Raw genomic sequence first — 19,149 nt, forward strand, 5'->3', positions numbered from 1 at the left:
CATATGAACCCTATATCCGCCAAGGACCATCTCAAGCGACCGCTGCCCGCCGGTGCGCCGATCACCTATTGGCAGCTCGGTGTGACGGCCGAGGCGCGCTATGACGTGCCCGACCAGCCGATGAAGGGCGAGATGGACCCGTTCTTCTTCCTGACCAAGCACAAGAATTTTATTCCGCATGAATATCCGTGCCGCACCGCCTTCGGCTTGGCGCGGCGTGGCAAGCGCCCTGAGATCGGTGGCAGCTTCGCATCGCATCGCTTCTGGCTGCCGTTCGGCTCGCCGCGGGTCGATCTCTCAGGCTTCTGGTTCCGCCCGACGGTGATCGGCACCTGGGCCAGGACCGAAGTCTTCGCGGATGACGCAGGCGAAGCCGTGCTGAAACTCGGCACTTGCGGCGGCGCGATCCTGTTCGTCAATGGCGTGGAAATCGGCTTCATGGCGGACTATGTCCGCAATCTCGAAGCCAAGCAGGATTTTGTCGTTTCGCTGAAGGCGGGGCTGAATGAAATCCTGGTCTTCTTCGATGATCTTGCCGAGCGCGACGCGCGCTACTTCTTCCAGATGGATTATGTGTCGGGGCCCGCTGCGGAGCAGGCGCTTGCCGTTCCCGTCTCGGCCGCGACCGCCGCAGGCATCGAGGCCGCGCTCGACGACATGCATTTCGAGAAGCCGGTCTACAGTTCGGGTGAGGCAGCGCTGGTCACAGCCGCCTCTCTTGCCGAACCTGCCGAGGCGACGGTGATCGTCGAGGGCGATTTCATGTCGCGCGAAGAGCCGATGCGGCTTTCGCTGACGCTCGCAGCCGGGGCAACACGGCTTTCCCTCGGCGACAGCTCTGCCTTGCCCTCAGACTTTCGGCATTTCCATGTCAGCCTCAGCGCCGGTGGATTTACCGCCTCGCGTGTCTTCGGTGTCGAGATCTGCCATGCCGAACGTCAGGGCGTCGCTGGCGCGGACCTCGCAACCCGCATCCGCGAGACGCTGGACGAAGTCGCCGAATTCGGCGAGCCCGACAATGTCATGGCGCTGGCCCGCCTGGCCTCGGGCCGGTCAGGCGAAAAAACCGATGCGATGATCGCGGCGACCTTGCCGACCATTGAGGACTGCCACGACTGCGCCGATTTCGCGCTCGTGCCACTGCTCTGGTGCCGCACCGCGTATGGCCGGAATATCGCGCCGGATGTGGTGGAGAAGATCGATCATGCGATCCTCTCTTATCGCTACTGGATGGACGAGCCGGGCAACGATGTTCAATGGTATTTTTCCGAAAACCATGCACTGCTCTTCCACACCGCCGCCTATCTTGCCGGCACACTGCATCCGGATGCGCGTTTCGTTCGCTCCGGCCGCAGCGGCCGCGAACAGTCGGCCACAGGCCTCGCACGGGTGCGCGTCTGGCTCGACCATTTCGACACGTGGGAAATGGYGGAGTTCAATTCCGCGCCCTATTTCCCCATCGATCTCAAGGGGTTGACAGCGCTTTTTGCACTGGCGCCTGATGCGGATGTGCGCCAAAGGGCACGGAAGGCGATCCTGCGGCTTGTGACGATCGTTGCGCGTTCCGCCCATCACGGCATCCTGACCGGCGCGCAGGGACGCTCCTACGAGCATACGCTGCGTGCGGCGGGCTCGCTGGAACTCTCCGGCATTGCCCGTCTGCTCTGGGGAAAAGGCAATTACGGCCGCCGCGTGCACGCGCTGCCGCAAATGGCGATCTGCCTGCGCGACCATGGGCTTGAAATCCCCGCCGAGCTTTCGGCAATTGCCGACTGGACATCGCCGGACGCGCAGGAATGGGTCTTCGCCCAGGGCGAAAATCGCATCGCCCGGCTCTATCACTACAAGACCGCCGGTTATGCCATCGGCACGGCGGCGCATTATCGCTGGAATGAATGGGGTTACCAGGAAACGGTCCTTCAGCTGCGGCTCGGCGCCAATGCCGATGCACAGGTCTGGATCAACCATCCGGGCGAGACGATCCATTCCGGCTATGGCCGTCCGTCCTATTGGGGCGGATCGGGCACGCTACCGAAGCTTTATCACTATCGCGGCCTGGCAATCCTGACCTTCGATTGCGTTGCCGAACAGCCTGGTTTTTCACATGCTTGGTTCCCGCGCCAGATGTTCGACGCATCGACGATATCAGGCGACGTGGCCGTGGCCCGGTCGGGCGAGGGCATGGTGCTGCTTAAGGGCAGCGGGCCGCTTACCCTGGTCGAGACGGGGCCGACGGCGGGCAATGAACTGCGGCTCACGGGGCACAGGACAAGCTGGATCGTCCGCATGGGCGAGCGCGGCGTGGATGGTTCGGACGAGGCGTTCATGGCCCGGTTCTCAGGCCTTGCGGTCTCGGAAGGCGACGACGGCGCGCTGACGGTCGATGATCCCGATTATGGCCTGGTGGTCTGTCACGCCGACGGCAGGATCGTGGCCGAGGGCCGCACGGTCAACCCCGGCGAATGGAGCGTCGAGGGAGCGGCAACGCTGTTCTCCGGGAGGCATTGATTGCTGCGGTCGGGCAGAGGACCAAGCATGTTCAACTGACGGATAAACCGTCCATCGAAGGAGGAGACGATGAAGAAGAGCATAACCATTCTGGGCGCCCTTGGGCTTGCGCTGCTTTCCAGCACCGCGGCCTTTGCCGGCGACGTCCGCATCATGTGGTATTCCGACGGCGTGGAAGGTGAGGTGTTGAAAGACCTGATCAACCGCTTCAACAAGGACAATCCCGATATCCACGTGACCATCGACGAGGTCGCCTATTCGACGATCAAGGAACAATTGCCGGTGCAGCTCGCCGCCGGCAATGGTCCGGATATCGCCCGCGTCACCAATCTGAAATCGCTGTCGCAATATTGGCTGGACCTGACGCCCTATCTCAAAGACGCGGACTTCTGGAAGAAGAACTATGGCGACCAGCTCGACTGGATGCGCCCCGACGGGACAAACATCATTCCCGGCTTCATGACGCAGATCACGCTGACCGGCGGATTTGCCAACAAGACGCTGTTCGACCAGGCCGGTGTGGCGCTGCCGGGCGATAAGGCGACCTGGGAAGACTGGGTGGCCGCGGCCGACAAGGTCGCCAAGAGCCAGCAGATCCCTTACGCCTTCGCCATCGACCGTTCCGGCCATCGCATCACCGGTCCGGCGATCTCCTATGGCGCCAACTATATCGGCAAGGACGGCAAGCCGGCGCCGCTCGACGATGGCGCCAAGAAATATCTCGCGCAACTGGTCAAGTGGAATGCCGACGGCCTCAACGACAAGGATGTCTGGGTGTCCGCTTCCGGCACCACCTACAAGCCGGCGGCTGACGACTTCATCAACAGCCAGGTCGCCGTCTACTATGCCGGTTCCTGGCAGATCCCGAATTTCATGACCAAGATCGGCACGAATTTCGACTGGGTTGCGATCGGCAGCCCCTGCGGCCCGGCCGCCTGCACCGGCATGCCCGGCGGCGCTGGCCTAGTGGCGATCAAATCGACGAAAAATCCCAAGGATGTCGCCAAGGTGCTGGATTACCTCGCTTCGACCCCGGTCGCCAAGGAATTCGCCGAACGGACGCTGTTCCTGCCGTCGAACAAGGAAGTGATCGCCAGCGGGCTCGACTTCAAGACCGACAACAAATTCGCCAAGGAGGCGCTCAACACCTTCGTCAAGGCGACGTCGACGACCGCGCCGGAAGCGCTGAAGCTGCCGGGCTGGTCATGGTCCGACACCTATTACGGCGCACTCGTCAGCCGCGTCGGCCAGGCGATGGCGGGTGAGATGAGCCTTGATGATGCATTCAAGCGGATTGATTCCGATATCGCGGAGAAGGTGAAGGCAGCGCAGTAGAGTGTGTCGTCAGTGCCGGCGTGCGGATTGGCAGATCTGTGCGCCGGCCTCAGGGGAGGTTAAACGGGTGAAGGAAAACGGCATCGCAGTCGCGTCGCAATCCATGGCCATGGCTGTTGTCGGCCGGTTGATGGCTATTATCGACATTCCGCTCAGCCTCCTCCAGCGAAAGGCAGGGCAGACGGGCATGGCCGCCTTCTTCCTGGCGCCGAACATGGCGATCTTCGGCGTGTTCGTGCTTGTCCCGTTCGTCGTCAATTTCATCTATTCGCTGACCGGCGGCTCGGCCATCTTTCTCGACCAGCGGCGCTTTGCCGGGCTGCAGCAATATGACGAGATATTTTCCTGCGGCAATTACCTCGATCCCAACTCCTGCAAGCAGGACGTCTTTTGGATCGCGGCCGGCAATACCGCCTGGTTCGTGGTTATCCAGGTGACGCTGATGATCAGCGCGGCGCTGATCACGGCCCTGATCCTCAACCGCGAGATCATCGGTCGCGGCTTCTGGCGCGCCGTGTTCTTCTTTCCGGTGCTCTTGTCGCCAGTGGTCACCGGGCTGATCTGGCGCTGGATTTTTGAGCGCCAGGGCGTGCTCAACGCCGTCTGCCAAAAACTCTTCGGCATGGCGCCCTATGACTGGCTGACAGAGCGCACGACCTCGTTCTTTGCCTCCATCGGTGTGTCGATCTGGGCGCATGTCGGCTTCTACACGCTGATCCTGCTCGCCGGCCTGCAGGCGATCCCGAAAGACCTTTACGAGGCCGCCGAGATGGATGGCACCAGCCGTTCGCGCGTCTTCTGGCGCATCACGCTGCCGCTGTTGATGCCGAACCTCATCGTCGTCTTGGTGCTGGCGCTGATCCGCGCGGTGCAGATTTTCGACGAAGCCTTCGTGCTCACCCATGGCGGGCCGGGCACCAGCACGATGTACATGGTGCAATATATCTACGAGACCGGCTTTGCCTCGGAACTGCGCAATCCGGGCCTCGCGGCGGCGGCCTCCATCCTGATGGGTGCCGTGCTGGTCGTGCTCACATTGGCGCAAATGGCGGCATCGCGCCGCAACGAGAAGAAGGGAGCGCGCTGATGTCGACAGTCGTGCAATTCCTGACGCGTCGCCGGGGCGGCAAAGGCTGGCACTGGACGGATGTGTTCACCTGGATCTGGCTGATCGGCGGGCTCTTGTTGATGTTCGGACCGGCGGCATGGCTGGCGCTCTCCTCGTTCAAGACGCCGGCGGCGCTCTCGGAATTCCCGCCTTCGCTGCTGCCCTATGTCACCGAGACGGTGACGGTCGCCGGTTACGACAAGCCGCTGCAGCTATATGACGTGACCATGCCGGATGGCTCGAAGGCCAAGTTGGCGGAAGTCCGCCGTGTCGGCATCGTTTCCCAGATGGTCGATCCGCAAAATCCGCAGGCGATCGTCAAGGTCAATATCAGGAATCGCAAGCCGGTGCAGAGCATATCGTTCGAGACCTCGAACTATACCGAACCCTTCCTGCATTTCGATTTCCTGCGCTATCTCTGGAACTCGGTTTTCGTCACCGTCATGGCGACGCTGATCACGCTTGTCGTCAACTCCATGGCCGCGTTCGCGCTCTCCAAGTATAAATTCCGCGGCCAGAACATCATTCTCGTCCTGATCGTTGCCACCTTGATGGTGCCGCTCGCGGTGATCATGGTGCCGCTCTATTCGGTGGTCTCGACGCTTGGCCTGCTCGACAATCTCTGGGGCGTGATCCTGCCCACGGTGGCGACGCCGACCGGTGTGTTCCTGCTCAGGCAATATATGCTGACCATTCCCGACGAGTTGATCGACGCCGCGCGGATGGACAAGGCGTCGGAATGGCAGATCTACTGGCGCATCGTGCTGCCGCTCTCGGCGCCGGCGCTGGCCGTGCTTGCCATCTTCTCGGTCGTCTGGCGGTGGAACGATTTCTTGTGGCCGCTGATCGTGCTCAGCCGCTCATCGCTTTACACATTGCAGGTCGGGCTGAATGTCTATTCCGGCCAGCTGAACGTGCAATGGCATTACATCCTCGCCATGACCGTGGTGACGATGATCCCGGTGATCCTCGTCTTCGTGTTCCTGCAGCGGTTCATCGCGCGCGGCATTGCTACGTCCGGGCTGAAATAAGGGAAGCGACATGGGCCAGATCGTCCTCGAAAAAGTCACCAAATCCTTCGGCGCCATCGATGTGCTGCACGGCATCGATCTCGATATCGGTGAAGGAGAGTTCGTCGTCTTCGTCGGCCCGTCCGGCTGCGGAAAATCGACGCTGCTGCGCCAGATCGCCGGTCTCGACCGGCCGTCGAGCGGCGAAATCCGCATCGGCGGCAAGCTGGTCAACGATGTTCCGGCTTCTGATCGCGGGCTCGCCATGGTGTTCCAGTCCTATGCGCTTTACCCGCATATGAGCGTCCGCCAGAACCTTGCCTTCGGGCTGGAAAATTCCCGCATGCCGAAAGCCGAGATCGATGCGCGCATCACGGAAGCCGCGCGCATGCTCGATATCGGCGACTATCTCACCCGTCGCCCCGGCCAGCTCTCCGGCGGCCAGCGGCAGCGCGTGGCGATCGGGCGCGCCATCGTGCGCAATCCCACGGCCTTTTTGCTTGATGAACCGCTGTCGAACCTCGACGCCGAACTGCGCATCTCCATGCGGGCCGAGCTCTCGGCGCTGCACGCCCGGCTGAAGACGACGATGATCTACGTCACCCACGACCAGATCGAGGCGATGACGCTCGCCGACCGCATCGTCGTGCTGCGCAAGGGTCGGGTCGAGCAGGTCGGTTCGCCGCTGGACCTCTATAACCGTCCGACCAACCGTTTCGTTGCCGGCTTCATCGGCGCCCCCAGCATGAATTTTTTACCCGGAACCATCGCCGGGGTTACGGAGGCGGGAACGGACGTCAAGCTGCTGGGGCAGGAGGTCGTGACGGTGCCACGAAGGGCCGAACGGGCAAGCATGGGGGAGGCAGTCTCTGTTGGCATCCGGCCGCAGCATATCCGGCTGGCCAAGGACGGCGAGCATGGCGTCTCCGTCGCAATCGATCTGGTCGAGGCGCTTGGCTCGGAGACGGTCGTACATGCGCATGCTTCGACTGGTGAACTCGTCCTCGCGGTGCTCGCGGGCCAGCATGCACTTGCCAAGGGTCAGACGATGACCTTCGCCTTCGATGCGCGCGATCTACATCTCTTCGACAAGGACGGCCTTCGGCTTTCCGGAACCTGACAATGAAGGACGATCGCCATGGCAGCGACATTCGACTGGAAAAACGCTTTCTCGCTGGAGGGCCGGCGGGCGCTGGTGACCGGCGGCGCGGCCGGGATCGGTCAGGCGATTGCAGTCGCATTGGCGGCATCCGGTGCGGATGTTGCCTTCACTAGCCACAGCAGGCCGGGCGCTGAAACGGCTGTGGCCATCGAAGCCACCGGCAGGCAGGCGAGGGAGGTGCATGCGGATCTCGGCTTGCTCGATGCCCGCGCGGCCGAAGAGATGATCGAGCGGATCGAAGGCGAGTTCGGTGCGATCGACATTCTTGTCAACAATGCCGGCATCATCCGCCGCGCCGATCTGGCCGTTCACGCCGAGGAGGATTGGCGCGCCGTGCTTTCGACCAATCTCGACGCCACCTGGTTCCTGTCTCAGGCGGCGGCGCGGCGGATGCAGGCGCGCAAATCCGGCCGGATCATCATGATCGCGTCGCTGCTGTCCTTCCAGGGCGGCATCCGCGTGCCCGGCTACACCGCGTCGAAACACGCGGTGGCCGGCCTGACGAAGGCGCTTGCCAATGAGCTCGCGCCGCATGGGGTGACCGTCAACGCCGTTGCGCCAGGCTATATCGCCACCGACAACACGACGGCCCTGCGGGCGGATCCCGAGCGGTCGCGGCAGATTCTCGAGCGCATCCCGACTGGTCGCTGGGGCGAGGCCACGGACATCGCCGGCGCCGCCGTGTTCCTCGCTTCGCCAGCGTCGGCCTATGTGACCGGGGCCATCCTCAATGTCGATGGCGGGTGGCTGGCGCGGTAGCGGCGGAGCCCGGCCGTCCCCGCCGGCACATCCATTCGATGGTCTGGCCAGATCACCCGAAATCCGCGGACGTCAGATGCACGACCGTGCCCAGATGCAGGACGAAGTCTGCCTTGCCGTCGCTATCGGTGTCGCCATAAATGTAAGTATCCGAGGACGTCGTCTGGAAACGCAGCTCGCCGGCCGTCTTGCTGAAGGCGGATGTGCCGATGAAGTTGAAGGCTTGCTGGCCGTGGGAATGGATATCGGCATCGATCTGCGAGAGTTCGATCAAATCTTTCTCCGACTGCTTGAAGTCCATGATCGTATCGCACGCATTTTTCGACGTCCCGATGTCGGAAGCGTGGGCAAACCAGAACACATCTGCTCCGCTGCCGCCGTAAAGCACGTCCGCGCCGGCTTCGCCGTAGATCTGGTCGTCGCCGCCGCCGCCTTTGATGACGTCATTTCCGGAACCGGCTTGGAACAGGTTGTTGCCGGCGTCTCCGACGAGAACATCGGCGTGGGTCGATCCGACGAGCAGTTCGATCGAGGAATAGGTATCGCCCTTGGCGTCGCCGGTGTTGGACGAGGGCGTGTTCATGTTGGCCGTTACACCCTTGCTTGCCGTGGCATAAGACACGACATCGAAACCGTCGCCGCCGATGAGCGCGTCAGCGCCTGCGCCGCCGATGAGGAGGTCGTCGCCGGCGTCGCCGTCCAGCACATTGGCGCCGGCATTTCCGGTCAGCTCATCACCGAAGTTCGTTCCAGTAACGTTTTCGATCGAGGAATAGGTGTCGCCGGCGGCGTCACCGGTGTTGGCGCCGTGCGATGCGAGATTGGCATGAACGCTCGCCGTCGCATCGGCATAGGATGCGGTGTCGATGCCGGTGCCGCCGATCAGCTTGTCCGCGCCCGCACCGCCATTGAGCAGGTCGTTGCCGCCGCCGCCTGACAGCTTGTCATTGCCGGCACCGCCCGAGAAATCATCGGCTGTCGCCTTGCCGGTGAACGTATCGGCATGGCTCGATCCGACGAATTTTTCAATCGAGACGAAGACATCGCCCTTGGCATCACCGGTGTTGTCGACAGGCGCTGTCAGCGAGACAACCACGCCCTTTGCGGCACCGGCATAGCTGACCGTGTCGATGCCGCTGCCGCCGTCCAGCCGGTCGGCGCCTGCGCCTCCGACAAGCGTATCGCTTCCCTCTCTTCCGTTGATGGTATCGCCATAGGCTGTACCGGTGAGCATCTCGTCCGCCCCGATACCGGAGAGGATGACCTTCGATGTCGCCATCGAGGCATCGACCCCGGTGGTCGGGGCCGTATTGATCTTCGCCAGGTCGAAGGTTCCGCCTTCGCCGATGAGATTGAAGGACGTTGCAGCGATAATGAGCGAAAGCGAGCTCAACTGCGCAATACTGGCCGTGACAGCGTGGCCGCTTGCAGCTAGGGTTTCGACATGTTTGAAGATCGTGTGACCAAGATCATATCCGTTGATAAGGTCGCTTCCGGCGCCGCCGTCGATGGTGACGCTGCCGCGGCTGGCAGCAAATAGCTTGGTGGACAATACGATCGTATCGTCGCCAGCTCCGCCGCTGAGTGTGTCACTGCCCGAACCGCCGATCAAGCGGTCATCGCCGTTGCCGCCGTCGAGGACGTCGTTGGCGCCGCCGCCCTGGAGCGTGTCGTTGCCGTCATTGCCGTAGAGGGTGTCGCGTCCTTTTCCGCCCTTCAGGCTGTCATTGCCGTCGTCGCCGTTCAGAACGTCGCCGAAGTTCGATCCGGTGAGCGAACTGCCCGATGCGCTCGCCGTCAAAGTCACCATCGAGGTTGCGGTGGACGCATCGACAGCGGGATTGCTGGCGAGCGTCGAGAGGTCCAGCGTGCCGCCATCACCGACCAGGTAGAGCTTGTCGACGACGGTCACGGTCGCGAAGGACTTGATCTGGGCGACGGTTGCAGCGAGAGAATTGGCGCTGAGCGCTTCCACATTCGTGGTCACCAGCCCGCCGAGCGAGACCAGGTCGCCGGTGACGGTGTCGTGGCCGTCGCCACCGTCGAACGTACCGCTGCCCACGGTGCCATTCTTTATCTCCAAGGTGTCGTCGCCCATGCCGCCGGAGATGGCGTCACCGATGTGAAAGCCGCTGAAATGATCGGCCTGGCTGGTTCCGGTGATCGTGGAGGCGGATGTCAGGGCGGAGCCGTCGACATCGAGCAGCACCGCCGACGACAGGCGCGCCGAAAAATCCAGCACACCGCCGTCGCCCGTCAGCACGATCTTGTTGCTGAAGGACGGATCGTGCAATTCGATCGAGGAGAACGAGTTCAGTTGTGCAATGCTGGCGCTGAAATCGCCGGACCAGCCGAAGCTCAGCTTTTCGAAGCCGGCATAGGTGGCGGTTCCCAGACCGTCGCTGGCGTCGACCTCGTCCACGCCGTCGGTGCCGGCAAATGTTCCTGTGGCGCTCGTGTCCACGGAAATGGTGGTCATGATTTTGAAATCCTGATCAGAAGGGATGAGAAAAGGGGAGATGAATTAGAATGGCTGGCGCGTGTGGCGCCAGCCGGGCTTGTGACGTCGGACCGATGAACTGGCCGCACCTTGCCGAAAATTCCGGGCAGGACTGCCATGGCCAAGCCCGTCTATTATGGAATTGGCCGACCTGCAACGCCGACCCAGGCGAAACCTGCCACTCAGAGCCCGAACCAGCGGGCGCGGCGGCTGGAGCCGAAGAATTCCTTGTCCTTCCTCAGATCGACCGACGGCTCATAATAAGTGCCGGTCGGGCTGGGGCCGGAGAAGAAGTCGACCTCGACCTTGCCGATACGACCGGCGCCGAACTCGATGTAGCATGTGCCGAAGCCGTTATATTGGACAGCCTCTCCGCGGTTTGCCAGCTTGGCGATCAGCGCGGTCGCCACGGCACGCGCCGCTCCTTCGGCAAACACGCCTGCCTTCGGCGTGCCGGTATTGGCGCCGTCGCCGACGGCATAGACATTCTCATACTTGGTTTCGAGCGTCCGCGGGTTGACGGGGATCCAGCCGTCCACTGCCATGCCGCTTTCGAGCACGACCGGCGGCACGCGGTGCTTGGGCACGCCGAGGAACAGGTCGAAGGGCATTTCGGTGCCGTCATCGAGGACGGCAACATTCCTGGCATTGTCGACCGATGCGACGCGGCGGCCGGGGGTGAAACGGATATTGCGTTCGGCAAAAGCCGCGATCAGTGCGCGTGACGTGTCCGGTGACGGTGGCACCGGGCTCGGCAGCGGCAGGACGAGGTCGATTTCGCAGTCGTCGCGGATGCCGCGGCTGAGAAGATAGTCGTGCAGCATCAGCGCACATTCATTCGGCGCCGGCGGGCATTTGTAGGGCGCACCGCAGACGCCGACCAGCGCCCGGCCTTTCTTGAATTCCGACAGCACGTGCCTGAGCTTTTCCGCGCCCGGCACCGTGTAGAATTCGGTGGTGCCGGCGAGGCCGGGCGTCGCGTCGAAATCATACTCGGCGCCGAGCGCCACGACCAGGATGTCGGCATCGAAGACGCCATCGTCGGTGGTGACGCGGCGGGTGACAGGATCGATCTGGGTGATGGTGCGCTTCAACAGCTTCACGCCCGGCTTGGCATAGTTCGCATAGGGAAGACGGACTGCTCCCGGCTCCTTGTGACCGAACATCACGTCCAGCTTGGAAAAGCCGAAGACGAAGTGATCGCTCTTGTCGATCAGGGTGACGTCGATGCTGTCTCCAAGCGCTTCCGACAGAAGCGTCGTCAGCTCCAGGCCGCCAAATCCGGCGCCGAGCACGACGATACGCGGCTTGTTCATGGTGGTCATTGTTCTCTCCTGAATAGGAATTGGGGCGAGGATGTTTTGGGGTCGGCGAGGGCGGACTGGCCGCCCTCGCCAGTGGACCGATCAGGTCAGCACCGGCTGCGGCACGATGCGGATATAGGGCTTGGGCTCCTTCCAGCCCTGCGGATAGAGTTTCTTCGCCTCTTCGTTGGAAACCGAGCCGGCAATGATGACGTCGTCGCCGGGCTTCCAGTTGACCGGCGTCGCCAGCCGATGCTTGGCGGTAAGCTGCATCGAGTCGATCACCCGCATGATCTCATCGAAATTGCGGCCGGTGGTCATCGGATAGGAGATGACGAGCTTGATCTTCTTGTCCGGGCCGATGACGTAGACGTTGCGGACGGTCTGGTTGTCCGCAGCCGACCGGCCATCGGAAGTCTCGCCGGCCGCGGCGGGCAGCATGTCGTAGAGTTTGGAAACGGCCAGCGTCGGATCGCCGATCATCGGGAAGTTCGGCGCCGTGCCCTGGGTCTCGGCGATGTCGTTCGCCCAGCCGGAATGCCTGTCCACCGGATCGACCGAAAGACCGATGATCTTGACGCCGCGCTTGTCGAATTCCGGCTTCATACGCGCCATATATCCAAGCTCGGTAGTGCAGACCGGCGTAAAATCCTTGGGATGGGAGAAGAGCACGCCCCAGTCGCTGCCGAGCCATGCGTGGAAGGAGATCGGCCCCATCGTGGTTTCTGCGATGAAATCAGGAGCGATATCGTTGATTCTCAGTGACATTTTCAGTTCCTCTCGTGGTTGGATGTTGTCGGATAGGGTTGCGGAATCAGGTTAGGAATTCGGCGGTCCTCCGGCGTTGAACACCAGTCAGACCGTAGTGCGAATGTTGCAACGCTTGTTGTGGGCGTGAGCCGGAATATTCTTGGTGCCGACCGCCCTCCCAGAGAGCAACGTGCCGAAAATCTGGGTGGCAGAAGTATAGGAGGCATTCGGTAGCATTTGGGTCCGTTTCGCGTAACAAGTGATTGCGAGCGGACACTAGAAAAACTATGTTCCTCGCACGTTCCTCGAAAAATATTTCTCTGCGGGCGACCCCGCGTTCAGACTAAGTCACTGTTTCAGGCGGAGAAAAATGTGAAGGCGTCGATTGATCTGCTCGGCCGTTTCGTCGTTCGCATCGATGATCGGGAAATCCCTGCCGCCGATTGGCGGCGCGATCGGGCCGCGGCCTTGGTCAAGCTGCTCGCCGTGACGCCGCAACACAGATTGCACCGCGAACAGGTGATGGAGGCCTTCTGGCCCGATCTCGACAGCGAGCTGGCGAGCGCGAATTTTCGCAAGGCGGTCCACTTTGCTCGCAAGGTGCTGGATGCCCATGAGCTGATCAGCGTCAGCAAGGAAATCGTCTCGCTTTCCGACGGCATCGATCTGGTGATCGATGCCGGGCGGTTCGAGGCGGCGGCAAAGGTTGCACTGCTGAGCGGTGACGCACGCCAATGCGCTGAGGCGGCCGACCTCTATCGCGGGCCGCTGCTGCCCGATGATCGCTATGTCGAATGGCTTGACGCGCCGCGCGAGCGGTTGCAGCAGCTCTACGTCAAGGTGCTGCGCACCGGACGGCTGTGGTCGCAGTTGATCGCGCTCGATCCGACCGATGAGGAGGCGCAATGCGCCCTCATGCAGGCGGCGCTCGATGCCGGCAACCGCAACGAGGCCATCCGCCTGTTCGACCAGTTGCGCGAACGGCTGCGCATCGAGCTCGGCGTCGGGCCAAGCCCGGCCGCCATCGGTATCTATGAACGCGCATTGGCGCTTTCCGGTGTCGAGCCGGCTTCGGCCTCCGAACGCATCCGCGCCTCGCTCGCCTGGGGCCTCGTGCACCTGCAGAGCGGGGAGTTCGACAAGGCCAGCGAAATCGCCCGGGAGACCCGCGATCAGGCGCTTGGCGCCGGTCTGGCGCGCGAAGTCGGCGAGGCCAGCGCCGTGCTCGGCATCACCGCCAAGATGCAGGATCGCTGGCGCGACCTCTTCCGCAACGAGATCATCGACTGGATACGCACGAAGCCGAGCTTCGTTCCGGCGGTGTTCGACGGGCATCTTTGCCTTGCCGAATTCTGCCTCTGCAGCGCCAGCGGTCCCGCTGAAGCGGCCGAACTGGCCCACGAACTTCTCGACGTCGCCGACAATGCCGAATCCGGCGCCGGCCGCGGCCTGGCCTGCCTGATCCTGGGCGAGGTCGCCATTTTTGCGGGCGAACTGGATGAGGCGGAAAAGCTGCTGACCGAAGCGGAAAAGCTGCTGCTGGAAGCCAATGCCATATCGGGCCGGGTGCTGGCGCTGGAGCGTCTGGCCGAAGTGGCGCTGCAGCGCGGCCAGAAATGGCGCGCCAGCCGCCTCATCCGCCGGGGGCTGGCCGATGCCGATCAGTCATGGCTGTCGCCACACCTGGTGATGCGCATGCAGGCATTGGAAGTGCGCTCTGCTACGTCCCGGGAAAAGACCGCGGAGGCCATCCGCGAAGGCGACCGCCTGCTCACGCCCGGCTCCTGCCAGCCCTGTTCGATGGGCTTCCGGACCGCGTCGGCCATAGCGCTTGCCGAGGCCGGCGAGCTGCAACAGGTCGACCGGCGCCTCAACGACGCCGAACGCATTGCCGGCATGTGGCAGGGCGGCCCCTGGGCCGCGGCGCTCTGGGAAGCGCGCGGCGTCCAGCGCCAGGCGCAGAAAAACAGCGTCCGCGCCATGGCCGCCTTCGCCGAGGCCGCTGCCCGCTATGAGGAGCTCGGCCGGCCGCTCGACCAGGCGCGATGCCTGAACCGGATGGCGAGCGTGATGCCGGCGGCCAAATCCGCCTGAGCATGACCAGCGCGCAGCGAGCCCGTCGGCTGGCTCTTCATCTCACGCCACCATTCAGGCGGTCGATTTGATATGGTCGATGAAGGCGCGCAGCTTGGGCAGCATCTGGCGCTTGCTGGGATAGTAGAGGAAGACGCCGGGGGTCATGACGGCGAGGTCGTCAAGCACCGACTCCAGCTTTGCCTCGGCGATCGGCGCGCGCACGAGCGGCCCCGGCACCTGCGCCAGGCCTATACCCTTCACCGCCGCCCCGAGCAGTGTCGGATAGTCGTGCGCGATCAACGGGCCGAAGACCGCTGCCTCGATCCGTTCGTTGCCGTCGACGAAGGACCAATGGCCGATGGCGCCATTCGAACGGCGTATGCGCAGGCAGGCATGCTGGCGCAGGTCTGCCACGTTCTCCGGACGGCCATGGTGGGCGAGATAGTCCGGGCTGGCGACGACCATGAATGGGAAGGGCTGCGTCAGCCGCACCGCCACCATGTCGGGCGCGATGAACTGGCCGAAGCGGATGCCGGCATCGAAGCCGCCAGTGGCGAGATCGACCATTTCCTCGCTCGCGGCGATTTCCAGTTCGATGTCCGGATAGGCCTCGGCGAATGAGCCGATCACCGGTTCGAGGATCAGCGGCACGACGCCGCGGGGCACGGAGAGACGTAAGAGCCCGGCAGGCCGCTGACCGAGATCGCGGGCGAATTCGGCAGCAGCAAGGAGTTCCGCGAAAGCCGGTGATGCGCGATCGAAGAAGCGCTGGCCGGCCTCTGTCAGGCCGACGCTGCGTGTCGTGCGAGTGAACAGCGCCACGCCGAGCCGCGCTTCCAGGGCACGAATGGCCTGGCTGACCGCCGACGGTGTCACGCCCAGCTCTGCCGCGGCCCGGCGAAAATTGCCGTGCCGGGCGACAGCGAGAAAGCTCTCGACACCTTCGAGTGGGCTCTGTCGGATTGTGTAGATAGGCTTCATAGCCTGTGAACATTATGTCGGATTGTCGGGGAATGGTAGCGGCCTTAGATCATCTCCTGAAACCTGATCAGGAGGCTGAAATGCCGATAGGATTGCTTTTTCTCATCCAACTCATTCTTGGCTATGTCGTGTGGCTGCTTTGCTTCGGGACCTATCTGCTGCCCAGGCTCAAATCGATGGACCGCCTGCAGGCGCATCGGGTGATCGCCACGTTGCACAGCTTCCGCTTCTTCGGCCTGGTCTTCCTCGTGCCCGGGGTCGTTGGCCCGGATCTGCCTGCCGGTTTCGCGCCAGCCGCCGCCTATGGCGATTTCGCCACCGGCGTGCTGGCCATTCTGGCGCTGCTGACGGTGCGGATTGCTCCGCTCTTCTGGGGCTTCGTCGTCGCCTTCAATTTGGTTGGCGTCGGTGATCTCATCATCGACTACTGGCACGCCGTTCTCGGTGGACTGCCGGATCACGCTGGCGCGCTGGGCGCCGCCTATGTGATCCCGATCCTCTATGTGCCCTTGCTGATGATCACCCACGGGCTGGCGCTCTACTGGCTGGCGCGTCCCCGGACCAGTGCGGCGATGTCGCCGCCCGTCCGGAACATGCTTTGAGAGAGATATCCCTGAGCGTTCGCCCCTTCATTGTGATCGGATCGCTGCAGTGTATGGGCGCGAACCGGCGACAGTCACGACAGATCCTGCGAACAGGGATTGTGCAATGTGGCGCACAGGCGGTTCCCAGCAGCCGACGCGATCTCGGAGATCGTCGGTTACCATGAAAAAGAGTGTCTGGCGCGCGACAAACCATCCGCGCCGGCCGACGTGTTCGAGGATCGAACAGCGCCGACACAGGTGAATCTCAAAGGCCGAACACAGCGCCCAATCGCGTCAGGAAGCCCATCACCGGCCTCAGCATGGCGCGAATGCAGCGGGCGGCATCGGCGCCACGCACCGTCGTTCCGAAACGGCAGTAGCAGGTCACGTCGTGCAATTGCCCGTCGCTCAGCTCAAAGAACCGTTTCGCCTCGCCAAAGGTGTCATTTTGCAGACCGGCTGCACGCAGGATCGGGTCGCTGAAAGCGACCGAAATCGGTGACGTGTCGCAGCGCATCATCGCTCTTGTCTCGCGCGATTGATGTTCCGTTTCATGAAGGGTTTCGAAATGTTGATCGGGTGTCTTTTCGAGAAGCTCCGCCCAGCGTTCCAGGCGCTCGCGCCGGGACATTGCAGCAGGCTGCCAGGTTTGCTCAACTGCGCCCAGTTCTCGCAACTGTTCGAGTGTTTGGTGTTTCATTTCCGCCTCCTTGGAGTGCGCTGACCGCCGTTCTTGCCGGCAGGGATCTAACAGAGGCGATGCCTTGCTGGTTCCCATCAAGGGCAGCGATTTTCTCATCGTCATGCGAATGCCCAATGGGCTTTGACCAACGATCGACGCCATCGTGTGGAAAATATAGACGGCATGTCATCATATGAGTAGTGTTCGCGCGTGGGAGATATTTTCATATCCGGCCTTGTTTTTGTTCCGGCGGCGTGAATCCTGAAACTTGGCGTCGACCTGATGATGAAGAGGACTCCGATGGAGCCGGTGCAAAAGAAGAAGCTTTATGTCGAAGTGCTCGACCGGATCATGTCGGCGATCTCGACGTCGGAATTTCCGCCTGGCTCGCAATTGCCGTCCGAGAAAGAATTGATGGCAATGATCGGCGTCGGCCGTCCGGCGATCCGCGAGGCGATGCAGGCGCTGCAGCAGATGGGGCTGATCCGGATTTCGCATGGCGAACGTGCCCGGGTGATCAATCCGACGGCCGAGGTGATTGTCGCGCAAATCTCGTCGGCGATGATCATGATGCTGTCGACCAATCCACGTGGTCTCGAAGAATTAAAAGAAATCAGGCTCTTGTTGGAGGTCGGGTTGGCCAGGATGGCGACCCGGCGGGCGAGTGCGCGCGATCTCGACCGCCTGGCCGAGGCGCTTAAGCAACTCAAGGAGGCTCGCGGCGACAATTCTCGTTTCGTCGCGGCCGACATGAATTTTCATGTCGTCATCGCCGAGATGAGCGGCAATTCCATGATTGCGGCGGTGTCGAAGGGCATGCTCGACTGGCTGTCACGCTTCAAGCGCGAGCTGGTGTCGGTCAAGGGCGCGGAGCGGCTGACCATCGAGGAGCATGAGCGCATCTACAAGATGATCGCCGCCGGCGATCCGGAGGCGGCGGCCAAGGCGATGGAAGATCATATCGGCCGGTCCAGCGAACTCTACACCAAATATGCCGCAAAGCCCATGGCGACGGAAATGGATGATGACGACGGATCGTAGAACTCATATGATGACATGATTGGATTTTGATGCTAATCGCAGGCTCGGAGTGAGTGAGCATARTGGTGACGTCATGCCCAGCCGGTTCTATGCGACCTATCTGATCGAGACGCGCTACCCCCTCGAAGCGGCTGCCTCCGCCATGGCCGGAGAACAGTCGAGCGGAACGTTCAGGCCCCTGGCGCAGGAGACGCCGGAGCTCATTGCCCGTTTCGGCGCCCGCGTCGAAGGGATCGAGGATCTTGGCGAGGTGACCGGTGAAGCCCTGCCGCTGTCGCGTCCGCCAAGATTCCATCCTTCGGCACCGCCGCGTCGGGCCAAGGTGCATCTTTCCTGGAATATCGAGAACACCGGCACGGTGCTGTCGTCCGTCTGGTCGACGGTGCTCGGCAACCTGTTCGAACTGCATCATTTCTCGGCAATGAAGCTCACCGATCTGACACTGCCGGATGATTTTGCCGATGCCTATCCCGGTCCGGCATTCGCGGTCGAGGGAACCAGGCGGCTGACAGGCGTCGCCAAGGGGCCGGTGATCGGCACGATCATCAAGCCGAGCGTCGGACTGACGATCGAACAGACGGYGGAACTCTGCGATAGGCTGATCGCCGCCGGGCTCGATTTTATCAAGGATGACGAGTTGATGGGCGACCCGCCGCATTCGCCTTTCGCTGAGCGGTTCGAGGCGATAATGCAGGTCATCGACCGGCATGCCGATCGCACTGGCCGCAAGGTCATGTATGCGGCCAATATTTCCGGCGATATCGACGCCATGCTGCGGCAGCTCGACCTGATCGAGAAGCGCAGGGGCACCTGCGCCATGCTGGTACTCAATTCCGTCGGCCTCTCCGGCGTGATCGAAATCCGTCGCCATTCCGGCGTCGCCATCCATGGCCACCGGGCCGGGTGGGGCATGTTCAGCCGCTCGCCGGATATCGGCATGAGCTATATCGCCTACCAGAAATTCTGGCGGCTCGCCGGCGTCGATCACCTGCATGTCAACGGTCTCTCCAACAAATTCTGCGAGCCTGACGATTCCGTCATCGCCTCGGCGCGCGCCTGCCTGACGCCGATGTTCGAACGGCCAGGGCGGCCGGATATCGTCATGCCGGTGTTTTCGTCCGGCCAGTCGGCGGTGCAGGCGGCGGAGACTTATGCGCGGCTCGGCAGTGACGACCTGATCTATTGCTGCGGCGGCGGCATCATGGCGCATCCGGACGGCGTCGAAGCCGGGGTGCGCAGCCTGCGTCAGGCCTGGGACGCGGCAGCGGCCGGAATTCCGGCAGCAGACTATGCGAAATCGCATCCGGAATTGGCGTCTGCGCTCGCCTCCTTCGCGAGTTGAGCCAGAT

Annotated in this window: 15 protein-coding genes; 10 read left to right on the top strand and 5 right to left on the bottom strand. The window is 62.5% G+C overall.

The genetic code is table 11. From position 1 onward, the window contains the following. Positions 1–3 precede the first annotated feature (3 nt). From AC1D06_RS09990 to AC1D06_RS10015, 6 genes are all read left to right on the top strand, one after another. Positions 4–2,508 (top strand): hypothetical protein, encoded by a 2,505-nt coding sequence (locus tag AC1D06_RS09990; RefSeq protein ID WP_477986180.1) that lies wholly within the window; start codon positions 4–6, stop codon positions 2,506–2,508. A gap of 69 nt (positions 2,509–2,577) precedes the next feature. After that, complete coding sequence (locus AC1D06_RS09995) at positions 2,578–3,843, top strand: ABC transporter substrate-binding protein (RefSeq protein WP_477882382.1); 1,266 nt, start codon at positions 2,578–2,580, stop codon at positions 3,841–3,843. A gap of 103 nt (positions 3,844–3,946) precedes the next feature. Continuing rightward, positions 3,947–4,930 carry a carbohydrate ABC transporter permease gene (locus AC1D06_RS10000; protein WP_477882459.1) on the top strand — a complete coding sequence of 328 codons (984 nt, stop codon included), beginning with the start codon at positions 3,947–3,949 and terminating at the stop codon, positions 4,928–4,930. After that, positions 4,930–5,982: a carbohydrate ABC transporter permease gene (locus AC1D06_RS10005; RefSeq protein ID WP_477882384.1), complete on the top strand. Its 1,053-nt coding sequence runs from the start codon at positions 4,930–4,932 to the stop codon at positions 5,980–5,982. The genes AC1D06_RS10000 and AC1D06_RS10005 overlap by 1 nt, the downstream gene beginning before the upstream one ends. A gap of 10 nt (positions 5,983–5,992) precedes the next feature. Further along, on the top strand, positions 5,993–7,081 hold the full coding sequence (locus tag AC1D06_RS10010; protein WP_477986090.1) for an ABC transporter ATP-binding protein: 1,089 nt from the start codon (positions 5,993–5,995) through the stop codon (positions 7,079–7,081). A gap of 18 nt (positions 7,082–7,099) precedes the next feature. After that, positions 7,100–7,882, top strand: coding sequence for an SDR family oxidoreductase (locus tag AC1D06_RS10015; RefSeq protein WP_477986091.1), 783 nt, complete (start codon positions 7,100–7,102; stop codon positions 7,880–7,882). A gap of 52 nt (positions 7,883–7,934) precedes the next feature. On the opposite strand, the gene AC1D06_RS10020 is transcribed toward AC1D06_RS10015, so the two are convergent. From AC1D06_RS10020 to AC1D06_RS10030, 3 genes are all read right to left on the bottom strand, one after another. Then, positions 7,935–10,361: a hypothetical protein gene (locus AC1D06_RS10020; RefSeq protein ID WP_477986092.1), complete on the bottom strand. Its 2,427-nt coding sequence runs from the start codon at positions 10,359–10,361 to the stop codon at positions 7,935–7,937. A 203-nt stretch (positions 10,362–10,564) separates the two neighbouring features. Beyond that, entirely contained in the window at positions 10,565–11,707 is a 1,143-nt protein-coding gene (locus AC1D06_RS10025; protein WP_477986093.1) for an NAD(P)/FAD-dependent oxidoreductase, read from the bottom strand. Positions 11,708–11,788: 81 nt separating this feature from the next. Further along, a complete protein-coding gene (locus tag AC1D06_RS10030) occupies positions 11,789–12,454 on the bottom strand; it encodes a peroxiredoxin (RefSeq protein WP_477986094.1) in 666 nt (221 codons plus the stop codon). A gap of 354 nt (positions 12,455–12,808) precedes the next feature. On the opposite strand from AC1D06_RS10030, the gene AC1D06_RS10035 reads away from it, so the two are divergent. Then, a complete protein-coding gene (locus AC1D06_RS10035; protein WP_477986095.1) occupies positions 12,809–14,530 on the top strand; it encodes a BTAD domain-containing putative transcriptional regulator in 1,722 nt (573 codons plus the stop codon). Between the two features lie 54 nt (positions 14,531–14,584). Here AC1D06_RS10035 and AC1D06_RS10040 read toward each other — a convergent pair whose 3' ends face one another. After that, positions 14,585–15,493, bottom strand: a complete 909-nt coding sequence (locus AC1D06_RS10040) for a LysR family transcriptional regulator (protein WP_477882394.1) — start codon at positions 15,491–15,493, stop codon at positions 14,585–14,587. Between the two features lie 80 nt (positions 15,494–15,573). Between AC1D06_RS10040 and AC1D06_RS10045 the strand changes: the two genes are divergently transcribed. Next, positions 15,574–16,095: a hypothetical protein gene (locus tag AC1D06_RS10045; RefSeq protein WP_477882396.1), complete on the top strand. Its 522-nt coding sequence runs from the start codon at positions 15,574–15,576 to the stop codon at positions 16,093–16,095. A gap of 247 nt (positions 16,096–16,342) precedes the next feature. Here the strand turns inward: AC1D06_RS10045 and AC1D06_RS10050 are convergent, their stop codons facing one another. Beyond that, positions 16,343–16,777: a hypothetical protein gene (locus AC1D06_RS10050; protein ID WP_477986175.1), complete on the bottom strand. Its 435-nt coding sequence runs from the start codon at positions 16,775–16,777 to the stop codon at positions 16,343–16,345. Positions 16,778–17,059: 282 nt separating this feature from the next. On the opposite strand from AC1D06_RS10050, the gene nanR reads away from it, so the two are divergent. Then, a complete protein-coding gene (gene nanR, locus AC1D06_RS10055; RefSeq protein ID WP_477986096.1) occupies positions 17,060–17,800 on the top strand; it encodes a transcriptional regulator NanR in 741 nt (246 codons plus the stop codon). 49 nt (positions 17,801–17,849) lie between these two features. Further along, entirely contained in the window at positions 17,850–19,142 is a 1,293-nt protein-coding gene (locus AC1D06_RS10060) for a ribulose-bisphosphate carboxylase large subunit family protein (protein ID WP_477986097.1), read from the top strand. Positions 19,143–19,149: the final 7 nt, after the last annotated feature.

This window comes from Rhizobium sp. P2_G2 (assembly GCF_056403555.1).